General features: G+C 49.1%; 21 protein-coding genes and 1 riboswitch. Of the genes, 16 read left to right on the top strand and 5 right to left on the bottom strand.

The window, feature by feature from the left end; translation table 11 throughout:
• The first annotated feature begins 280 nt into the window (after positions 1-280).
• The 5 genes from manX (at position 281) to mntP (ending at position 4523) form a co-directional block, all read left to right on the top strand.
• The gene (gene manX, locus DZE2538_RS08935) at positions 281-1237 is read left to right on the top strand and encodes a PTS mannose transporter subunit IIAB (RefSeq protein ID WP_019845571.1); all 957 of its coding nucleotides are present in this window, start codon (positions 281-283) and stop codon (positions 1235-1237) included.
• A 68-nt stretch (positions 1238-1305) separates the two neighbouring features.
• Complete coding sequence (locus DZE2538_RS08930; RefSeq protein WP_016941442.1) at positions 1306-2103, top strand: PTS mannose/fructose/sorbose transporter subunit IIC; 798 nt, start codon at positions 1306-1308, stop codon at positions 2101-2103.
• 14 nt (positions 2104-2117) lie between these two features.
• The gene (locus DZE2538_RS08925; RefSeq protein WP_016941443.1) at positions 2118-2954 is read left to right on the top strand and encodes a PTS mannose transporter subunit IID; all 837 of its coding nucleotides are present in this window, start codon (positions 2118-2120) and stop codon (positions 2952-2954) included.
• 151 nt (positions 2955-3105) lie between these two features.
• Entirely contained in the window at positions 3106-3564 is a 459-nt protein-coding gene (locus DZE2538_RS08920) for a DUF986 family protein (protein ID WP_038916134.1), read from the top strand.
• A 195-nt stretch (positions 3565-3759) separates the two neighbouring features.
• A riboswitch (yybP-ykoY riboswitch) is annotated at positions 3760-3943 on the top strand.
• Between the two features lie 7 nt (positions 3944-3950).
• The gene (gene mntP / locus DZE2538_RS08915) at positions 3951-4523 is read left to right on the top strand and encodes a manganese efflux pump MntP (RefSeq protein ID WP_038904261.1); all 573 of its coding nucleotides are present in this window, start codon (positions 3951-3953) and stop codon (positions 4521-4523) included.
• 50 nt (positions 4524-4573) lie between these two features.
• Here mntP and rlmA read toward each other — a convergent pair whose 3' ends face one another.
• The 3 genes from rlmA to DZE2538_RS20340 all read right to left on the bottom strand — a co-directional run bounded on the left by rlmA (position 4574) and on the right by DZE2538_RS20340 (position 5833).
• Positions 4574-5386, bottom strand: a complete 813-nt coding sequence (rlmA, locus tag DZE2538_RS08910; RefSeq protein WP_038917152.1) for a 23S rRNA (guanine(745)-N(1))-methyltransferase — start codon at positions 5384-5386, stop codon at positions 4574-4576.
• A gap of 81 nt (positions 5387-5467) precedes the next feature.
• Complete coding sequence (gene cspE, locus DZE2538_RS08905; protein ID WP_012769694.1) at positions 5468-5677, bottom strand: transcription antiterminator/RNA stability regulator CspE; 210 nt, start codon at positions 5675-5677, stop codon at positions 5468-5470.
• A gap of 39 nt (positions 5678-5716) precedes the next feature.
• Complete coding sequence (locus DZE2538_RS20340) at positions 5717-5833, bottom strand: DUF2627 domain-containing protein (RefSeq protein WP_071526204.1); 117 nt, start codon at positions 5831-5833, stop codon at positions 5717-5719.
• Between the two features lie 1228 nt (positions 5834-7061).
• Here DZE2538_RS20340 and DZE2538_RS08900 point away from each other — a divergent pair.
• Positions 7062-7919 carry a fructosamine kinase family protein gene (locus DZE2538_RS08900; protein WP_023639600.1) on the top strand — a complete coding sequence of 286 codons (858 nt, stop codon included), beginning with the start codon at positions 7062-7064 and terminating at the stop codon, positions 7917-7919.
• Positions 7920-8005: 86 nt separating this feature from the next.
• Here the strand turns inward: DZE2538_RS08900 and DZE2538_RS08895 are convergent, their stop codons facing one another.
• The gene (locus DZE2538_RS08895) at positions 8006-8554 is read right to left on the bottom strand and encodes a YniB family protein (RefSeq protein ID WP_038916133.1); all 549 of its coding nucleotides are present in this window, start codon (positions 8552-8554) and stop codon (positions 8006-8008) included.
• A gap of 268 nt (positions 8555-8822) precedes the next feature.
• Complete coding sequence (locus DZE2538_RS08890) at positions 8823-9155, bottom strand: cupin domain-containing protein (RefSeq protein WP_019845568.1); 333 nt, start codon at positions 9153-9155, stop codon at positions 8823-8825.
• Between the two features lie 322 nt (positions 9156-9477).
• Between DZE2538_RS08890 and kduI the strand changes: the two genes are divergently transcribed.
• The 10 genes from kduI (at position 9478) to DZE2538_RS08840 (ending at position 20280) form a co-directional block, all read left to right on the top strand.
• Entirely contained in the window at positions 9478-10314 is an 837-nt protein-coding gene (gene kduI, locus DZE2538_RS08885) for a 5-dehydro-4-deoxy-D-glucuronate isomerase (RefSeq protein WP_038913906.1), read from the top strand.
• A 180-nt stretch (positions 10315-10494) separates the two neighbouring features.
• Positions 10495-11256 (top strand): 2-dehydro-3-deoxy-D-gluconate 5-dehydrogenase KduD, encoded by a 762-nt coding sequence (kduD, locus tag DZE2538_RS08880; RefSeq protein ID WP_012884638.1) that lies wholly within the window; start codon positions 10495-10497, stop codon positions 11254-11256.
• A 260-nt stretch (positions 11257-11516) separates the two neighbouring features.
• The gene (gene pelW / locus DZE2538_RS08875) at positions 11517-13148 is read left to right on the top strand and encodes a pectate disaccharide-lyase PelW (protein ID WP_038916132.1); all 1632 of its coding nucleotides are present in this window, start codon (positions 11517-11519) and stop codon (positions 13146-13148) included.
• A gap of 43 nt (positions 13149-13191) precedes the next feature.
• On the top strand, positions 13192-14082 hold the full coding sequence (locus tag DZE2538_RS08870) for a carbohydrate ABC transporter permease (RefSeq protein WP_012769686.1): 891 nt from the start codon (positions 13192-13194) through the stop codon (positions 14080-14082).
• Entirely contained in the window at positions 14075-14977 is a 903-nt protein-coding gene (locus DZE2538_RS08865; RefSeq protein WP_012884636.1) for a carbohydrate ABC transporter permease, read from the top strand. Before DZE2538_RS08870 ends, DZE2538_RS08865 begins: the two co-directional genes overlap by 8 nt.
• A gap of 13 nt (positions 14978-14990) precedes the next feature.
• Positions 14991-16118 (top strand): ABC transporter ATP-binding protein, encoded by a 1128-nt coding sequence (locus tag DZE2538_RS08860; protein WP_012884635.1) that lies wholly within the window; start codon positions 14991-14993, stop codon positions 16116-16118.
• Between the two features lie 14 nt (positions 16119-16132).
• Positions 16133-17425 carry an ABC transporter substrate-binding protein gene (locus tag DZE2538_RS08855; protein ID WP_019845565.1) on the top strand — a complete coding sequence of 431 codons (1293 nt, stop codon included), beginning with the start codon at positions 16133-16135 and terminating at the stop codon, positions 17423-17425.
• Positions 17426-17674: 249 nt separating this feature from the next.
• A complete protein-coding gene (gene kdgM, locus DZE2538_RS08850; protein WP_038916131.1) occupies positions 17675-18385 on the top strand; it encodes an oligogalacturonate-specific porin KdgM in 711 nt (236 codons plus the stop codon).
• Positions 18386-18655: 270 nt separating this feature from the next.
• Positions 18656-19624 (top strand): pectin acetylesterase PaeX, encoded by a 969-nt coding sequence (paeX, locus tag DZE2538_RS08845; protein ID WP_038916130.1) that lies wholly within the window; start codon positions 18656-18658, stop codon positions 19622-19624.
• A gap of 77 nt (positions 19625-19701) precedes the next feature.
• Positions 19702-20280, top strand: a complete 579-nt coding sequence (locus tag DZE2538_RS08840) for a metal-dependent hydrolase (protein ID WP_023639595.1) — start codon at positions 19702-19704, stop codon at positions 20278-20280.
• Positions 20281-20305: the final 25 nt, after the last annotated feature.

Below are 20305 nucleotides of genomic sequence, written 5' to 3'. Positions count from 1 at the left end.
AGTGCAATTCAGCCACCGATTGTCGACCGATATCACATAATTTATTTATTCGACCCCTAAAATAAATCCTGCCGATGTCAGTCTGCCCTGAATCGATTCATAAAGCAGCGTAATGCGTCCCTTACACGCTTTTTGTGCCCTATATCGGGAAAGAATCGGGCAAGAAACGGTATTGCAGCCATACTGAATATCGCTCACAGATAAACGTGACGAAATTTATCCAGATAATCAGACAGATTTCACTCTCAACAAAACGGTGATTCTTGAAAGGAGGGAGCAAGTGAGTATTGCCATCATACTATGCACTCACGGCGCCACGGCCGGTCCGCTGTTAAATACAGCTGAAATGATTCTTGGTGAACAGAGTAACGTTGGTTGGATTGATTTTGTTCCCGGCGAAAACGCCGAAATCCTGATGGAAAAATATCAGGCGAAACTAGCCGAACTGGACACCTCGCAAGGTGTGCTTTTTCTGGTCGATACCTGGGGCGGTAGCCCGTTTAACGCGGCCAGCCGTCTGGTGAATGACAAGAAAAATCACGAAGTGATTACCGGGGTCAATATTCCCATGCTGGCCGAAACATTTATGGCCCGCGACGATAACCCAGCCTTCGACGAACTGGTTGCTATCGCCCTGGAGGCCGGTCGTGCTGGCGTCAAAGCACTGAAAGCCCCCGAACCGGAAAAAGCGCCTCGCCCTGCCCCTGTAAGCGCCAAGCCAAGCGCACCGCCGGGAGCGGGTGGACACATGAAAATCGGGTTGGCTCGCATTGATGACCGCCTGATTCATGGGCAAGTCGCCACTCGCTGGACTAAAGAAACCAACGTCAGTCGGATTATTGTAGTCAGCGACGAAGTGGCGGCGGATAACGTGCGAAAAACGCTACTGACTCAAGTCGCGCCTCCCGGCGTTTCTGCACATGTGGTCGATGTCGCTAAGGCTGTCAGGGTTTACGATAACCCGAAATACGCAGCTGACCGTGTAATGTTGTTGTTTACCAATCCAACTGATGTACTGCGATTGGTAGAAGGCGGCGTCGAGATTAAGTCGGTCAATATCGGCGGGATGGCTTACCGTCAGGGCAAAACCCAGGTCAATAATGCGGTATCGATTGACGACAAGGATATCGACGCGTTCAACAAGCTCCATGCGCGTGGTATTGAGCTGGAAGTCCGGAAGGTATCGACAGATACCAAACTCAATATGATGGATTTGATCACTAAAGTGCCGCGTTGACGCCTCCGGAGCAATGAAGCGCGTAACGACGTTATTGTTCGGACCACTATTCTCACAGGAGAAGTACCATGGAGATCACCACGCTTCAAATCGTGCTGATATTTATTGTGGCCTGTATTTCAGGTATGGGTTCTATTCTCGACGAATTCCAGTTTCATCGGCCACTGGTGGCTTGTACCCTCATCGGGCTGGTGCTGGGCGATCTTAAAACCGGGATTATTATCGGCGGTACACTGGAAATGATCGCATTAGGCTGGATGAACATCGGTGCGGCGGTTGCACCCGATGCGGCCCTCGCCTCTATCATCTCGACCATTCTGGTTATCGCTGGCGGCCAAAGCGTCGGTGCCGGGATCGCTCTGGCTATCCCGCTGGCCGCCGCAGGTCAGGTATTGACCATTATTGTGCGCACTATCACCGTCGCCTTCCAGCATGCCGCTGACAGCGCAGCCGAACGCGGTAACCTTTCCGCTATCAGTTGGATCCACGTTTCCGCCCTGCTGTTGCAGGCCATGCGTATTGCTATCCCTGCGGTGATTGTTGCCGTTTCAGTCGGGACAGAAGCGGTACACAGCCTGCTCTCTTCCATCCCCGAAGTGGTCACCACTGGGCTGAATATCGCCGGCGGTATGATCGTCGTCGTCGGTTATGCGATGGTAATCAACATGATGCGCGCCGGTTATCTGATGCCATTCTTCTATTTGGGCTTTGTTACCGCCGCTTTCACTAATTTCAATCTGGTCGCACTGGGTGTCATCGGTGTTGTTATGGCGGTGCTGTATATCCAACTCAGCCCTAAATACAACAAAGCTCATGGTGCAGCAGCTGCATCGTCAAACAACGACCTTGATAACGAACTGGATTAACAGGAGAGCAAGCCATGGTGGACACCACAAAGAAACTGACTCCCAGCGATATTCGCGCTGTGTTCCTGCGCTCGAACCTGTTCCAGGGGTCGTGGAATTTTGAACGCATGCAAGCCCTGGGCTTCTGCTTTTCCATGGTACCGGTGATTCGTCGCCTCTACCCGGAAAACTCGGAAGAACGGAAACAGGCGATTAAACGCCATCTGGAGTTTTTTAATACACAGCCGTTTGTCGCCGCCCCGGTTCTGGGCGTGACAATGGCGATGGAAGAACAGCGCGCCAACGGCGCACCGATCGACGATGGGGCGATAAACGGCCTGAAAGTCGGGTTGATGGGGCCGCTGGCCGGTGTAGGTGACCCGATCTTCTGGGGAACAGCCCGCCCTGTCTTCGCGGCGCTGGGTGCTGGCATCGCCATGAGCGGCAGCCTGCTTGGCCCTATCCTGTTTTTTGTATTGTTTAATCTGGTGCGCCTGTTAGTGCGCTATTACGGCGTGGCTTACGGTTACCGCAAAGGGGCGGATATCGTGAGTGACATGGGTGGCGGCTTGCTGCAAAAAATGACTGAAGGGGCGTCAATTCTGGGGCTCTTCGTCATGGGGGCGCTAGTCAACAAATGGACCCACGTTAACATTCCATTGGTGGTATCGCGCGTAACCGGACAGGACGGGCATACCACCGTCACGACGGTGCAATCGATACTTGACCAATTGATGCCCGGTTTAGTGCCGTTACTGCTGACGTTTGGCTGTATGTGGCTTCTGCGCCGCAAAGTGAATGCACTGTGGTTGATTGTCGGCTTTTTCGTTATCGGTATCATCGGTTACTGGATTGGCGTATTGGGACTCTGATGCAATCGGCCGGGGCAACCCGGCCATGTTATTTTTTGTATTGTTAGACAGAGAGATCGTTAAACTGTCATCGCCTTACGTTCCTGACGATATTTGTCACTTTCACCATCCAAACTGTTTTTAGCGCCTCTCACCACCATTGGAGTTGTACATGACTTTTACCGACGTTGTTCTGATGGTCTCTATTGCCCTGTCACTGTTGTTCGCCATTTACGATGAGTTCCTCATGGGTCGACGGCATGGTCATACCCTGCTCAAGGTGCAATTGCGACGAAAGCATCGACTGGACGCGCTGATCTTTATCGTATTGGTGGCGATACTCATCTACAAGAATGTCACAACGCAGGGCGCTTACCTGACGACATTGCTGCTTTTTTCGCTCATACTCATGGCGATATATCTGACCATGATTCGTTACCCAAAATTACTCTTCAAAGATCAGGGTTTCTTTTATGCCAATACCTATATTCCTTATCATCGTATTAAAAATATGAATTTATCAGAAGACGGCATTCTGGTGATTGGGCTTGAAAAAAGGCGACTACTGGTGGCGGTCAATGATTTGGATGATTTAGAGAAAATATATAATTTTATGATTGAAAATCAATGAAATGAAATAAATTCGCTTTGCGAATAAATCGAAACCCATATTAACCTAATATATCTGGTTGCTATTTTAACCAGGTAGCATTGTTTTAATTTTCATCAATTGTTTCAACCCCCTTGAAGATGAAAATAATTCTCAATTTCAATTAAACCCATATATTATTTATTGTTGTTCCCTGCAGGAATAATATGGTATCTTTGCGCCGTCCTTGGGGAGTAGCCGATTCCTGATGTCTCACATTCAGGAATGCTCGTATCAACATACTCGTTCTTCACTGAACGTGGTACGGGCGGCCAGACTGGCAGGCGAGACCATAGACACGTGATCCGTCGTCTGGTTGGGGGGGGATTACGTGGATATGGAGAACTGCCCAGCCGAGGCCATTTATTATGAATTTATCCGCTACACTCATTCTTGCTTTTGGCATGTCTATGGATGCGTTTGCTGCGTCTATTGGTAAAGGTGCCACACTGCACAATCCCCGTTTCCGCGAAGCCATACGAACCGGTCTCATCTTCGGTTTTGTCGAGGCATTGACGCCGTTAATCGGTTGGGCGCTCGGATTTTATGCCAGCCGTTTTATTCTCGCCTGGGACCATTGGGTTGCTTTCAGTCTGCTGCTTATTTTGGGCGGCCGTATGATTGTGCAAGGGTTAAAAGGCGAAGACGCCTGTAACTGCGAGAAAATCTCTAAACACAGTCTGTTCGTTTTGGTGTGCACTGCTGTCGCCACCAGTCTGGATGCAATGGCGATTGGGGTCGGGTTGGCGTTCCTGCAGGTGAATATCTTCCACACCGCGATGGCCATCGGCTGCGCGACCATGATCATGGTGACAATCGGCATGATGATTGGCCGATATGTCGGCCCCATCCTGGGTAAACGAGCCGAAATCCTTGGTGGCGTGGTGCTGATCGGCATTGGCTGCAATATTCTTTACGAACACCTGCTCGATCTCGCCTGATAAATACACCAACGGGCAGCTTCCGCCGCCCGTTGGTTAGTCCACGCACTTCAGCCTTCGCGCCGGTGAAATCGAATCAGAAAATCGGTTTCACACGCAAACTGCGATTCTGCCATTAATCCATCACGAACATCCGGCGTCGCTCGCCACGCAAATGGTGTCATCTGTAACAGACTGGCGGCATCGGTTCCCGTCATCGACATGCGATACTCTAGCCGCTCGACGGTTTCCAGCACAAACCCCGGAAATACTTCATCAATTTCAGGGTGCGGTTTGACATCCTGGTAGACCCGCGCTTTGAGCGACAATAAATGGTTGGGCCCTGGAGAGACGGTCATCACCCCTCCTCCAGGCTGAATAACCCGCGCCAGCTCGTCGCCATTGCAGGGCGCATAGATTTTCAATACGGCAGCCAGAGAGTTGTCCTGAAAAGGCAGCCGTTGGCTGGAGGCCACACAAAACATGACCTGGGGATAGCGTTTTGCCGCTCGCTGTATCGCCGCTTTAGACACATCCAGCCCATAAACAGGCATCTGCTGAGGGGCGAGTTTGTCCGCCAGCGCGGCCGTGTAATACCCCTCGCCACACCCAATATCCAATAATGCCCCCGGCAGTCCCTGCATGCAGAAAGACAGGCGCTCTGATACCCGATCGCGCAGCGGCTGATAGTGCCCATGATCAAGAAAAGCCCGGCGGGCCTGCATCATTTCGGCACTGTCCCCCGGCTGTTTGGAGCGCTTGAACTGCACTGGCAGTAAATTGACATACCCTTCCCGTGCACGATCAAAGTGGTGTCTGCCGCAAGACCAGCGTCCGGATTCGGCGTACAAAGGTTGATGACAGAGTGGGCATTGGTAAGGCACTGAGGATTTTTGCATAGCATTCTTGATGATGAGAAAAGCAAAAAACCCGCACAAGGCGGGTTTTATGGCATGAGCTGGAAATTACAGCGCAACAACATTCACTGCAGAAGGACCTTTCTGGCCATCCTGAATTTCGAACTCAACATTCTGGCCTTCAGCCAATGTTTTGAAGCCGTTGCCCTGAATTGCAGAGAAGTGTACGAACACATCTTTGCTGCCATCAGCCGGAGTAATGAAACCGAAGCCTTTAGACTCGTTGAACCACTTAACCTGACCTTTAATCTTTGCCATTTCAAAGTTTCCTTGAATAGTTTAAACCGCACTAAGGCGTTATACAGAAAAACCAGAGTCGTTACTGCTTGAGGCACTAAAATAAGGATCGGCAGAGAAGTGGTATTCAACGCTAACGTTTGTACTCAAGACTTCTTTACTGAAAATGCCATTCATATACAGAACTGTACCTCGTTTTACCCAGATGCGTTATTACATACTATGTAATCGTTGGCAAGCCATTTTTTACCAGCAATGGACATGTCGCACAAATTAGAACCTTTAATGTATCATTAATATCCACTCTACAATATCTCGGGATATTGATACACCAAAGCATTCTCTGTGGTACATCCAACCATTTGATTATGTGCACGGTATTTCAATTACGCAAGCCGCTATGATCGACTTATTGCAGAATGTACTATGCCATAAAAAAATAATATTACTCATCAATCACAGGATGTAGTGGCTGTCCAGACACTGTTGACCAAAAGTGTGACTAAGGCTTTCTTTTTACTCTTTTATAATAAGAAAGACACCTATACTCGGCGTATAGCACTGTAGACCGTCTATTTCTAATCGTGACTATCCGCTTTTATAATAATGAAACATAGCAAATAGATATGAAAAATAATTCTGAGCATCGACTCCCTCAGAACGCAAACACATGCTGAACATGGGTAACCGTATCGTCATATAGCCCACCACCGCTGTCCTGACGTTGCGAGATACGTGTTAGCCTGAGTAATAAATCAGCACACTGGCAACGTCCGCTCTACCGGGGCAACATTCAACACCCAGAACAGGGATTACATTATTTTTGCAAAAAAATGATGTAATCATGATTTATGTCCATCGTATTGCAGATTCATTTCTGTTTTTTAACCGCAGAAAAAATGTTTATACCCGATTATTACTTGATGACTTTTGTTGTTTATTTCTCAATGCATCAAAAATGTTACGGAGCTATATTTCTCACTCTACCGGTATCCCCCCATTCAATCGAGGTGATCACATATTGCACCGAATAAAAAATTAATCTGCATCAACCTCTGGCGCATCAACCAGTAATAGACAACTTCAGCCCACGTCAAATTTACTATTCCGTGCGCTCATTTACCGATGTGTGCTCGTTTTTTGATCTCTATCGTGACAACCCCGACACAGCGCGTTATTGTGTCCTCACCGCCGCTATCCAATCATTCACGTCTATACCGGCACCGGCGGGTTCATCTTTTTCTGAGGGGCAGACCGGTCAGTCTCTGCATCATGGTGATGCACATCTGCAAACCTCATTTCCGGTAGCAACGATAACGCTGCCAGCTGTGCGCCAGATTCCGTTTTTACTCTGCATAAATCGCTAACGTAATGGTACATCGGCAACATCAACGGGAGGTGACCTATGTGGCAGACGATCGAGCAACTGCTGGAAGAACATCTTGGCCCCGGTGATATCTTGGATCGGCGGGAATTACCCGGTGGTGAAGTTCATTCCGCCTGGTATCTGCGTTACGGCCAGCATGATGTTTTCGTCAAATGCGATGCCCGTGAATTACTGACCAAATTTCGGGCAGAAGCCGAGCAACTGGAGCTCCTGGCGCGTAGCCAAACAGTGCAGGTACCGGCTGTTTATGGTGTCGGCAGCAACCGTGATTACAGCTTTCTACTGCTGGAATACTTAGTCCCCAAACCAGCATCCGCCCACGATGCCTGGCGGCTGGGGCAGCAGTTGGCACAGTTGCATCAATGGAGCGAGCAACCGCAGTTTGGACTCGATTTCGATAATGACCTCTCGACCACCCCCCAACCCAATGCCTGGCAGCGCCGCTGGTCCAGCTTTTTTGCCGAACAACGCATCGGTTGGCAGCTACAGCTAGCGGCAGAGAAAGGGCTGCATTTTGGTGATATCGATGCACTGATTGCGCTGGTGGAAAAACGCCTGTGCGGTCATCATCCACAGCCGTCGTTGCTGCATGGTGATTTATGGTCTGGAAATACCCTTAACACCGAGCAAGGTTATTACCTGTTTGACCCCGCCTGTTACTGGGGAGACAGAGAGTGCGATTTGGCGATGCTGCCGCTACACCCTGAATTACCGCCGCAAATTTACGATGGTTACCAAAGCATCTGGCCGCTGGAAAAGGATTTCGTTGAACGACAGCCAATCTATCAAATTTACTATTTGCTTAATCGGGCGAACCTGTTTGGCGGCAAACACGTGGTAACGGCTCAACAGGCGATAGAACATCAGTTGTTATAATACACAACTGGTTGATTGCTATCGGCGTTAGTTGCCGTACGCGGACAATCAGACTCGATACCGGGGCAACACAGGCCCCGGTAAGCTCACCCCAGTATGCCAACGACTTTCAGCGTCAGGTAACCAATGACGCCAACGACAACTGGCAGGATATATAGCGGAAAGAATTGCAACAAAATCGTATGTCGAGGCAGATCTACACGCGACTCCAGTTCCTCACGTGTTTTGCCTTCATCCCCTTTAACTTTCTCCAGAATCAGCTGGTCTTCCAACCCTTCCCGGATATGCTTTACCTGGCGGGACAAACGGGAACCAGACACCTGCAGCGCCAGACCAACAAACATCAGCACATAAATCAACCAAAACATCACGGTAGCAGGTGACGACAAACGACCAAAATCAGGCACCGGTGAGTTGTACCAAAAGAGGTTTAAAAACGGTGTATTGAAACGCAGCACCTCAACAATAAGATGTAAGAAGTCCTGCATCACACCATTGATCCCCTGCTTTTTCTCAGTAAAAGCATGGACGAGATTGGCCAGCGAGATAATGGTCGATAACAAAGCAGGAAGGAAGACGACCCACCCCGTAATACGCTTAATCACGGCAAAAAGGCCAGCCTGTTGATACGTCATGTGTTCCCCTTGTGCGTGACGTCACGCCCAGTGCCACGGTGGGCAAAAAAGTGTAGACCCATAAAACCCGTTAGCAGGGTACTTCAGGTTTTAACAGAGTCAACGTTTTCTTTCCCGGCCACCCGGCTACCTATTTTTGACCACGATAGCCATCCTGACGATGAGAAGCAGAACATAAGAACAGGATATAAGCAAGGTGTCGACGCCATCGCCGACACCTTAATTAATAGAAGAAAATAAATCGAAGAGCGCAGATTATGCGAAAAACTTAGAGGAAATCGGCACGTTTTGGCGAGAAGGTGTCAATCAGTACGCTGCCTTCTTCCAGCGATACCACACCGTGCATTTCATGCTTCACCGCCATGTAAGCATCGCCAGTTTTGAGAATGCGCTTTTCACCTTCGATCACCACTTCGAAGCTACCTGCCGCGACATAGGCTATCTGATCATGGATGTCGTGCGTATGCGGCGTACCGATAGCGCCTTTGGCAAAATGAACGCACACCATCATCAGCTCATCACTCCAGGTGATGATTTTACGTTTGATACCGCCGCCCAGTTCTTCCCACGGCGTTTCGTCGTCAATAAAGTACCTTCTCATGCTTTCTCCTCAAAGATAATACAACGTGCTTCCCTGATGTGAACAAGGTAACACAAAGGGGTCATGCCGCTATTCTAGTAACAACCGCATCAGATTAAACATAAAATAAGCAAAACCATGACGTCTCTCAAGAAATAAATAAAACATTATTTCATTTTTATTGAATTCACATCTCAACCACACTATTATCGCGCCATAACACGAAAGAACCGGGCAAAAAAGGTTCAGGTGACGTTGTCACTGCCACGCAAGGTGACCTGTTCCGCCCGGCGCTTTCCTGTCAGGCCTCGGCCTGATGTCTATCTGAAAGCGAGGAGCAACCATGCAAGTCCGTCAGAGCATCCACAGCGACCACGCCCGCCAGCTTGATACTGCTGGCCTGCGACGCGAATTTCTGATCGAACGCGTTTTTGATGCAGACGCCTGTACCATGACGTATAGCCATATTGACAGAATCATCGTAGGCGGCGTTATGCCCGTCCATCAGGTGGTGACGATAGGCGAAGACGTGGGGAAACAATTGGGCGTCAGCTACTTCCTTGAGCGTCGTGAATTGGGCGCCATCAATATCGGCGGCAACGGTGTAGTCAGCGTTGACGGCGAGCGCTATGAAATTGGTCACGAAGAAGCGATTTACATCGGCAAAGGCGCACGGGATATCCATTTTACCAGCGTAGACCCATCCGCCCCGGCGCGCTTCTACTATAACAGCGCACCTGCGCACACCACTTATCCAACACGCAAGATTACCGCGGCTGATGCTTCTCCCCAAACCATCGGGGATGACGCGACCAGCAACCGTCGTACCATCAACAAATATATCGTTCCTGATGTGTTACCGACCTGCCAGCTCACAATGGGTCTGACCAAACTGGCGGAAGGCAGCCTGTGGAACACCATGCCGTGTCATACCCATGAGCGCCGTATGGAGGTGTATTTCTATTTTGATATGGACGAGGAAACGGCCGTGTTTCACATGATGGGGCAACCACAGGAAACGCGTCATATTTTGGTTCACAACGAACAGGCGGTGATTTCGCCGAGCTGGTCGATTCATTCTGGTGTAGGCACCAAACGCTACACCTTTATCTGGGGTATGGTTGGCGAGAATCAGGTTTTCTCAGACATGGATCACGTCAAAGTTAGCGAATTGCGCTAGCGGCTTACTCACCAGATTTCGCGTTGCAGGAAAGCGGCAAGCGGGCAAATCCGTGTCCCGTAGTGGGGATGGTGAACGCAGCCACTCGAGCGGCAACCTGAAAAATGACGGGTATAACCGGTATTTCCCTACAGTAACAAGCTCACGACAAAACATGTCGTTTACAGAGAGATTAAAGCTATGATTCTAGATGCATTCAATTTACAGGGCAAAGTGGCACTGATCACGGGTTGTGATACCGGTCTGGGTCAGGGTATGGCTGTCGGTCTGGCAGAAGCAGGCTGTGACATCGTCGGCGTCAACATCGTTGAGCCGAAAGAAACCATCGAAAAAGTTACTGCCACAGGCCGTCGTTTCCTCAGTCTGACCGCTGATATGAGCGATATCTCTGGTCATGCTGCACTGGTGGAAAAAGCCGTTGCTGAGTTCGGTAAAGTGGACATTCTGGTTAACAACGCTGGCATCATCCGCCGTGAAGACGCCATCGAGTTCAGTGAAAAGAACTGGGACGATGTGATGAATCTGAACATCAAGAGCGTGTTCTTCATGTCACAGACTGTTGCCCGTCAGTTCATCAAACAGGGTCATGGCGGTAAAATTATTAATATCGCCTCCATGCTGTCTTTCCAGGGTGGCATCCGCGTACCGTCTTACACCGCATCCAAGAGCGCCGTCATGGGGATCACTCGCCTGCTGGCCAACGAATGGGCAAAACACAATATTAATGTAAACGCTATCGCCCCTGGTTACATGGCAACCAACAACACCCAACAGTTGCGTGCTGACCAAGACCGCAGCAAAGAAATTCTGGATCGTATCCCGGCTGGCCGCTGGGGTCTGCCACAGGATTTGCAAGGCCCGGCCGTGTTCCTGGCATCCAGCGCCTCCGATTATGTGAACGGTTACACCATTGCAGTCGACGGCGGCTGGCTGGCTCGCTAATTTTCCACAAAATCTCTTTATGGACAAAGGCACAATATAGTATTGTGCCTTTCTTTTATCTATCAGCAAGTTATTCTTTCCATTCCTTCCCGCCCGGTTTCCAAATTCTCCATAAAAAATTTTCAAAACAACGTTCCGACTTTGATCACACTTTCGATACTGAGCACATGACGAAAATATAACTTGGGCAATATAATCAATCAAAACAATGTTTCTATTTATAAGGAACTGTTTCTTCCAGTTCTGCAAGAAGGTAGTCCATGAGTATTTTTACTGATTTGAACACCAGCAGAAAATGGCAAATCGACCAGTGGTTATCGGCGATTAACAGCCACATTGAAAAGATTCAGCAATACGCTCACAGCGCGGTCAATCCCACGCCGTTATTGGCTGACGGATTTGAGATAAAAACACAATCTCCTGTTGTCTGGCGGTTTCCCGATGGTCATGACGCGCCGATCTCTAACTTCGCCAGTCAGCAAAATTGGCTGCGTTTATTAATATCCATGAGCGCAGTCACAGAAACAGAAAAATATCGCCAGTCCGCCTTTGCTCAGTGTGAATATTTTCTAGACCACTTTGTCGATGAAAATAGCGGGCTTTTTTACTGGGGCGGCCATCGTTTTATTCATCTCGACACATTAGCCAGTGAAGGGCCAGAATCAAAATCTCTGGTACATGAATTAAAACACCACCTTCCCTATTACGAATTCCTGTATCAGGTCAACCCTGAGAAAACCCATCATTTTATTCAGGGATTCTGGAACGCACATGTAGAAAATTGGGATAGTCTGGATTTAGGACGCCACGGCGATTACGCCAAGGTACGTGATTCCCAGGTCTTTAAACATGCCCGGCATGATGTCGTCGACCCTGCCAGGTGGCCGGAGCTCCCGTTAACCAAAGGGCTAACCTTCGTGAATGCCGGTACTGACCTGATCTATGCCGCTTTCGCTTATGCTCGCCACAGCGGTGATACTCACGCGGCTGATTGGGGTAAACACCTCTACCGCCAGTATGTGTTGGCGCGTAACCCGGAAACCGGTATGCCGGTTTACCAATTCAGTTCGCCATTGCAGCGCCAGCCCGTGCCAACTGATGACAATCAAACCCAGTCCTGGTTCGGCGACCGCGCGCAGAGGCAGTTTGGTCCGGAATTTGGTGCCATTGCCCGTGAAGCGAACGTGTTGTTCCGCGACATGCGGCCATTACTGATCGATAACCCGCTGGCGATGCTCGATATTTTACAACACCGCCCTGACGCCGAAACGCTCACTTGGGTCATCACTGGTCTGAAAAACTACTACCAATACGCTTACGATGTCGACAGCAATAGCCTGCGACCAATGTGGAACGACGGCCAGGACATGACCGGCTACTGCTTCAAACGCGATGGCTACTACGGCAAGGCCGGTACGGTGTTAAAGCCGTTTCCACTGGAAGGCGATTATCTGCTGCCATTAGTCCGCGCCTGGCGTCTGAGTAATGATAGCGACCTGTATACGTTGATCATGACGATGTTGTCACGACTGGAAAAAGAAGGCTTTCATCAATCTGCCTCACCTTTCCTGTTGTTGGCAATTACCGAACTGGCGCACACCCAGCAATCGGCACAATGGGCTGAATATGCCTGGCAAATGGCGGAAATTTTATTTAAGCGCCATTTCCACCACGGTTTATTTGTGCGCTCTGAACACCATCGTTATGTACGCCTTGATGATCCCTTCCCTGCCATTCTGTTGACGTTGATCGCCGCCTGCAGAAATAAATGGCAGGAAATTCCTACGATATTAACCCAAGGGGGATATATCCATGGCGATTATCGGATTAATGGAGAAAGCCGGGTTATTTATGACACGGAGTTTATTTACCCAGAAAAACTAATTCATTGATTTTATTTTTACAGACTCACCATTACAAAAGTAGGTAAGCATTATGAATGAAAACAGAATGCTGGGGTTAGCTTATATCTCCCCCTATATAATAGGGCTGATAGTCTTTACCGCTTTTCCCTTTCTTTCATCGTTCGTACTCAGTTTTACTGAATACGATTTAATGAGTCCACCCACCTTCACCGGTCTGGAAAATTACCACCGGATGTTTATGGAGGACGATCTTTTCTGGAAATCCATGGGAGTGACGTTTGCTTATGTGTTCCTGACTATTCCGCTAAAACTGATTTTCGCACTGCTTATCGCCTTCGTGCTGAACTTCAAGTTACGTGGCATCGGTTTTTTCCGTACCGCTTATTATGTGCCGTCAATTCTCGGTAGCAGCGTGGCTATCGCCGTATTGTGGCGCGCACTGTTCGCCATTGATGGGTTACTGAATAGCTTTATCGGCGTCTTCGGTTTAGACCCGGTTAACTGGCTGGGCGAGCCCTCACTGGCGTTAATGTCGGTTACCTTACTGCGTGTTTGGCAGTTCGGTTCCGCGATGGTTATCTTCCTGGCTGCTCTACAGAACGTGCCGCAATCCCAATATGAAGCGGCGATGATCGATGGTGCCTCGAAATGGCAGATGTTCCTGAAGGTTACCGTACCGCTGATTACGCCGGTTATCTTCTTCAACTTCATCATGCAGACAACGCAGGCGTTCCAGGAGTTTACCGCGCCCTATGTGATTACTGGCGGTGGTCCAACCCACTACACCTATCTGTTCTCGCTCTATATCTACGATACGGCGTTCAAGTATTTCGATATGGGGTACGGTGCCGCGCTGGCATGGGTGCTGTTCCTGGTGGTAGCCGTCTTCGCCGCTATCTCCTTCAAATCGTCTAAATACTGGGTGTTCTATTCCGCCGATAAAGGAGGAAAAAATGGCTGATATTCATTCTCCACTGTCTGCGCAGGACATCGCTGCAGAAGAAGTTCGCCGCACGCTGCGCCGTGAAAAAATCAGTGCCAGCATCCGCTACATCATTTTGCTGGCCGTCGGCATCCTGATGCTCTACCCGCTGGCGTGGATGTTCTCAGCGTCGTTCAAACCGAACCATGAGATTTTCACGACCCTCAGTCTGTGGCCGACACACGCCACCTGGGATGGTTTTATCAATGGCTGGAAAACCGGTACCGAATACAACTTTGGTCACTACATGATCAATACCTTCAAGTATGTGATTCCGAAGGTGGTGTTGACGGTCATTTCTTCCACCATCGTGGCTTACGGCTTTGCCCGGTTCGAGATTCCGTGGAAGAACTTTTGGTTCGCCACGCTGATCGGCACCATGCTGTTGCCAAGTACTGTTTTGTTGATTCCGCAGTACATCATGTTCCGTGAAATGGGCATGCTGAACAGCTACCTGCCGTTGTATGTACCGGTCGCGTTCGCCACCCAGGGATTCTTTGTCTTCATGCTGATTCAGTTCCTGCGTGGTGTACCGCGTGACATGGAAGAAGCCGCACAGATCGATGGCTGCAACTCCTGGCAGGTACTGTGGTATGTCGTGGTGCCGATTCTGAAACCGGCCATTATCTCTGTCGCACTGTTCCAGTTCATGTGGTCAATGAACGACTTTATCGGTCCGCTGATTTACGTTTACAGCGTCGACAAATACCCGATTGCGCTGGCGTTAAAAATGTCTATCGACGTGACAGAAGGCGCACCGTGGAACGAAATTCTGGCAATGGCGAGCATCTCCATTCTGCCGTCCATCATCATTTTCTTCATGGCGCAGCGCTACTTCGTTCAGGGCGTTACCAGCAGCGGCATTAAAGGTTAATAGAGGATTTATCATGGCTGAAGTCATTTTCAACAAACTGGAAAAAGTTTACTCCAACGGTTTCAAAGCAGTCCACGGTATCGACCTGACAATCAAAGACGGCGAGTTCATGGTCATCGTCGGGCCGTCTGGTTGTGCCAAATCCACTACCCTGCGCATGCTGGCCGGTCTGGAAACCATCAGCGGCGGTGAAGTTCGTATCGGCGACAAGATCGTCAACAATCTGGCACCGAAAGATCGCGGTATCGCGATGGTGTTCCAGAACTACGCGCTCTACCCGCACATGACGGTTCGTGAAAACCTGGCCTTCGGCCTGAAACTCAGCAAGATGCCGAAAGACAAGATCGAAGCGCAGGTGAATGAAGCAGCCAAAATTCTGGAACTGGAAGAATTGATGGATCGCCTGCCGCGCCAGCTATCCGGCGGTCAGGCGCAGCGTGTGGCGGTAGGCCGCGCTATCGTGAAAAAACCGGATGTATTCCTGTTCGATGAACCACTCTCCAACCTGGATGCCAAGCTACGTGCCTCAATGCGTATCCGTATCTCGGATCTGCATAAACAGTTGAAAAAGAGTGGGCATCCCGCGACCAGCGTCTACGTGACCCATGACCAGACCGAAGCCATGACGATGGGCGATCGCATTTGCGTCATGAAGCTGGGTCACATCATGCAGGTAGATACACCGGATAACCTGTATCACTTCCCGAAAAACATGTTTGTCGCCGGTTTTATCGGTGCGCCGGAAATGAACATCAAGCCGGGCAAACTGTTGGAAGAAAACGGTCAGATCTCACTGCAGGTCGGCCAATACACCATGAGCTTGAACCAGTCCAAGCAGGACAAAGTCCGCAATTATGTGGGTAAAGATATCTGCTTCGGCGTTCGCCCTGAATACGTCACGGTATCAGAAACGCCTTTCGATGGCGGGCACTTCCAGGGCGATCTGGTCCGTGCTGAAAACATGGGCCACGAGTTCTTTATGTACATCAAGGTTGATGGGTTTGAGTTGACCAGTCGTATGCCGTCAGACGAAGCGCGGACGATTATCAACAACAGCATGCATCGTCAGGTGTATTTCAAATTTGATATGGATAAATGCCATATCTTTGATGCAAAAACAGAACAAAATATCTCTCTCTAACAGGAGTATAACCGATGAAAAAAGTGATCCTACGGACATTAATTGCCTCTTCTCTGGCGCTGATGGCGCACCAGTCTTTTGCTGCTGACCAGGTTGACCTGCGCATGTCATGGTGGGGCGGTAACGGTCGTCACCAGGTGACACTGAAAGCCATCGAGGAATTCCAGAAAAAGTACCCGGACATCAAAGTTAAAGCAGAATACACCGGCTGGGATGGTCACCTGTCCCGCCTGACTACCCAAATCGCGGGCAATACCGAGCCGGATGTGATGCAGACCAACTGGAACTGGCTGCCGATTTTCTCCCGCACGGGTGACGGTTTCTACGACCTGAACAAAGTGAAAGACGTATTGGATCTGTCGCAATTTGACGCGAAAGAACTGCAGGCCACAACGGTCGACGGCAAACTGAACGGGATTCCGATCTCGGTGACAGCACGTGTGTTCTATTACAACACCGAAACCTGGAAGAAATCCGGCTTAACTTACCCGAAAAACTGGGATGAGTTGATGAACGCCGGTAAAGTCTTCAAGGAAAAACTGGGCGACCAATTCTACCCGCTGGTACTGGAACATCAGGATTCTCTGGCTCTGCTGAACTCCTACATGGTTCAGAAATACAACATCCCGGCGGTAGACGAGAAGAACAAGAAATTCTCTTATACCGACGCACAGTGGGTAGAATTCTTCGAGACGTATAAAAAGCTGGTTGACTCCCACGTCATGCCGTCTGCGAAGTACTACGCTTCGTTTGGCAAGAGCAACATGTATGAAATGAAGCCATGGATTGCGGGTGACTGGGGCGGCACTTACATGTGGAACTCCACCATCACCAAATACTCCGACAACCTGCAGCCACCGGCCAAACTGGAGTTAGGCTCCTACCCCATGCTGCCAGGTGCTAAAGAGGCAGGGCTGTTCTTCAAACCGGCTCAAATGTTGTCTATCGGCAAATCCAGCAAGCATCCGAAAGAAGCAGCCATGCTGATCAATTACCTGTTGAACAGCAAAGAAGGGATTCAGGCGTTGGGCCTGGAGCGTGGTGTACCGTTGAGCAAAGCCGCCGTCGCTCAATTGCGTGCTGATGGTGTGATCAAAGATAACGATCCGTCAGTTGCTGGTCTGAATCTGGCATTGTCTTTACCACATGAAACCAAGACATCACCTTATTTCGATGACCCACAAATTGTCGCATTGTTTGGTGATGCCATTCAGTATATCGATTATGGTCAGAAATCTGTGGAAGAAACGGCTAAATATTTCCAACGCCAGGCTGATCGTATTCTGAAACGTGCAATGAAAGAATAATTTCCATTTGATTTTCTATTTAAAGCCCCGTGCGCTAAGCCGGGGCTTTTTTATTTAAATTGAAACAAAATGAATCATTCTGTCGATCATCGTCACAATTTGAAATGATTTTGAATTTATTGTGATTCTAAAAGATCAAGATCACAAAACGAAATTAAATAATACATAAAATAGAACTCGTTCCATAAGAACACATCGATTTTATTTTTTTATTCTTTTCTTTATCTATGTATATATAGGGAAAATACAATGAAGATTAAATTATTAACTTTGGCTGTTGCATCTCTGGTTAGCGTTAACGCTTTAGCTGTATCCATCGATTATCGTCATGAAATGCAGGATACCGCTAAAGCGGGTCATAAAGACCGCCTGACAATTGCTCATCGCTTTGCTAATGGCTTCGGATTATCTTCTGAAGTGAAATGGGCGCAATCCAGCAATGACAAAACGCCGGATAAGCCCTTTAATGAGCAAGTCAGCAATGGTACTGAAGTGATTGCCAGTTATGTTTACAAATTCAACAACACCTTTTCCATTGAGCCAGGTTTGTCTTTAGAATCAGGATCATCCGGCAACAACTATCGCCCTTACATTCGCGGTCGTGCTAATGTCACCGATGATTTATCTGTCGCGTTACGTTATCGTCCTTACTTCAAACGTAATAGTGGCAATATTGGTAAGGATGATACGACAGACAAAGGTTATACCTTAACCGGTAATATCGATTATACCTTCCTGCAGGCTTACACCATCGGTTACGAGCTGGAATATAAAAAAGCCACCTCAGGTGAGGTTGTTCTTGCCGACAACGATGATTACGAAATCACTCATAACGTGAAATTGTCTTATAAATGGGACAAGAATTGGAAACCTTATGTTGAAGTGGGTAACGTTGCCGGTTCTAAATCCACCGATGAACGTCAAACGCGTTACCGTGTCGGTGTGCAGTACAGCTTCTAATTTACTGACTACGACGTCTGGAATATTGCGTCAAAACGGATAATAACCATGTTATTAGTACGACATTTTTATTATCCAGGTTAATATCTGCCAGGAATTAACCAAACCATCAATTCGTCATTTTAAATTTCTGTGCCTATTTCCCTTTATGGGAAATAATTTTACTCGCCAGTTTGGGTAAACATTTTATTCTCTTCGATGAAATGTTTACCTGTTTTTTTATCCCCTCCACCGTCATACTGACTCAATAAACGCAATGGATAAACGGCCATGTCACTACGCAAATTCATTACAGGAACACTTATCATGTCTGTCAGTGGACTCACCTTCGCCGACACCACCTTCCCGGTATGGCCGCAAGGCGACGCTCCCGGTGCGGTCACATCATCAGTACAGCAGCAAGTAGTAGAGCGCAGCAAAGACCCCACATTGCCAGACCGTGCCGTAACCGGCATACGCCGACCAGAAATCACGGTTTATGCGCCAGAAAACCCTAACGGTACCGCCCTATTAATTACTCCTGGCGGCTCTTACCAGCGTGTTGTACTGGATAAAGAAGGCAGTGACCTGGCACCGTATTTCACTCAACAAGGTTACACCCTGTTCGTTATGACCTACCGTATGCCAGCCGATGGCCATCAGGAAGGTGCCGATGCGCCACTGGCCGATGCTCAACGTGCGATCCGCACTTTGCGCACCCATGCCGCACAATGGCGTATTAACCCGCACCATATCGGCGTGATGGGATTCTCTGCCGGTGGGCATGTTGCGGCCAGCCTGGGCACCCGTTTTGCTCAAACCGTTTATCCGGCTCGGGACGAAATAGACTACGCCAGTGCCCGCCCCGACTTTATGGTGCTGATGTATCCCGTCATCTCTATGCAGGAAAATATTGCCCATCCAGGCTCACGCAAAGCGCTGATAGGTTCCCACCCCAGCGACGCACAAATTCAGCGTTATTCCGCAGAAAAACAGGTCAGTACACAAACGCCACCGACATTTTTGGTACATGCGATTGATGACCCCTCGGTGCCAGTAGACAACAGCCTGGTGATGCTGGCGGCACTGCGAGAGCACCACATTCCGGCTGAAATCCATCTGTTTGAACAAGGGAAACATGGCTTTGGTATCCGAGGGACAACCGGACTACCTGCGGCTATCTGGCCACAGCTATTGAATAACTGGATAAAATCACTGCAATTAGATAAAAAGACCGGGAATCAACCAGATAAAATATAACTGGTTACAGCGTCACACCTTCCGTCAACTGTTGCAATCTCTTATACTGTATAAAATGACAGTTTTTGAGATGTTTCATGACCGCGGAAGGCCACCTCCTGTTTGCCGTAGCCAGCGCAATCTTTGCAAAGAAAGCAGAACTCTCGCCCGCTCTGGCAGCGGGTGACTGGTGGCATATTATTCCCGCCGCAATGCTAACGGCTCTGTTGCCCGACATCGATCACCCTAAGTCGATTCTGGGTCAGCGCCTGAAATGGATTTCCGTACCGATCGCCAGGTTGTGTGGCCATCGCGGTTTTACACATAGCCTGTTGGCGATATTGCTCGGCGTCTATGTTATTCGTACCCGGCTACCGGTCGACTGGCCCTTACCGGGTGATGTCTACCATGCCATGATCGTGGGGTATTTAAGCCATATTGTCGCAGATATGCTGACGACTGCCGGCGTACCACTGTTATGGCCGTGCCGCTGGCGCTTTCGTCTGCCCATTCTCAATAGTGATAAAGGGAACCAACTGGAGCGCATACTGTGCGTAGGCCTTATTCTGTTTATGTTATGGCAACCACAACAACCGCTGGAATCCTGGCACTACGGCGAACCTGCGCGCTGGTTGCAGCAATTCGGCCAACAATTGCATGAATTACTGATGCGTTAAATCAACGCCACCTCGTTATTCCATT

The organism is Dickeya zeae NCPPB 2538 (assembly GCF_000406165.1).
Lineage (GTDB): Bacteria > Pseudomonadota > Gammaproteobacteria > Enterobacterales > Enterobacteriaceae > Dickeya > Dickeya zeae.
This window is presented reverse-complemented; position numbering and strand designations above follow the sequence as displayed.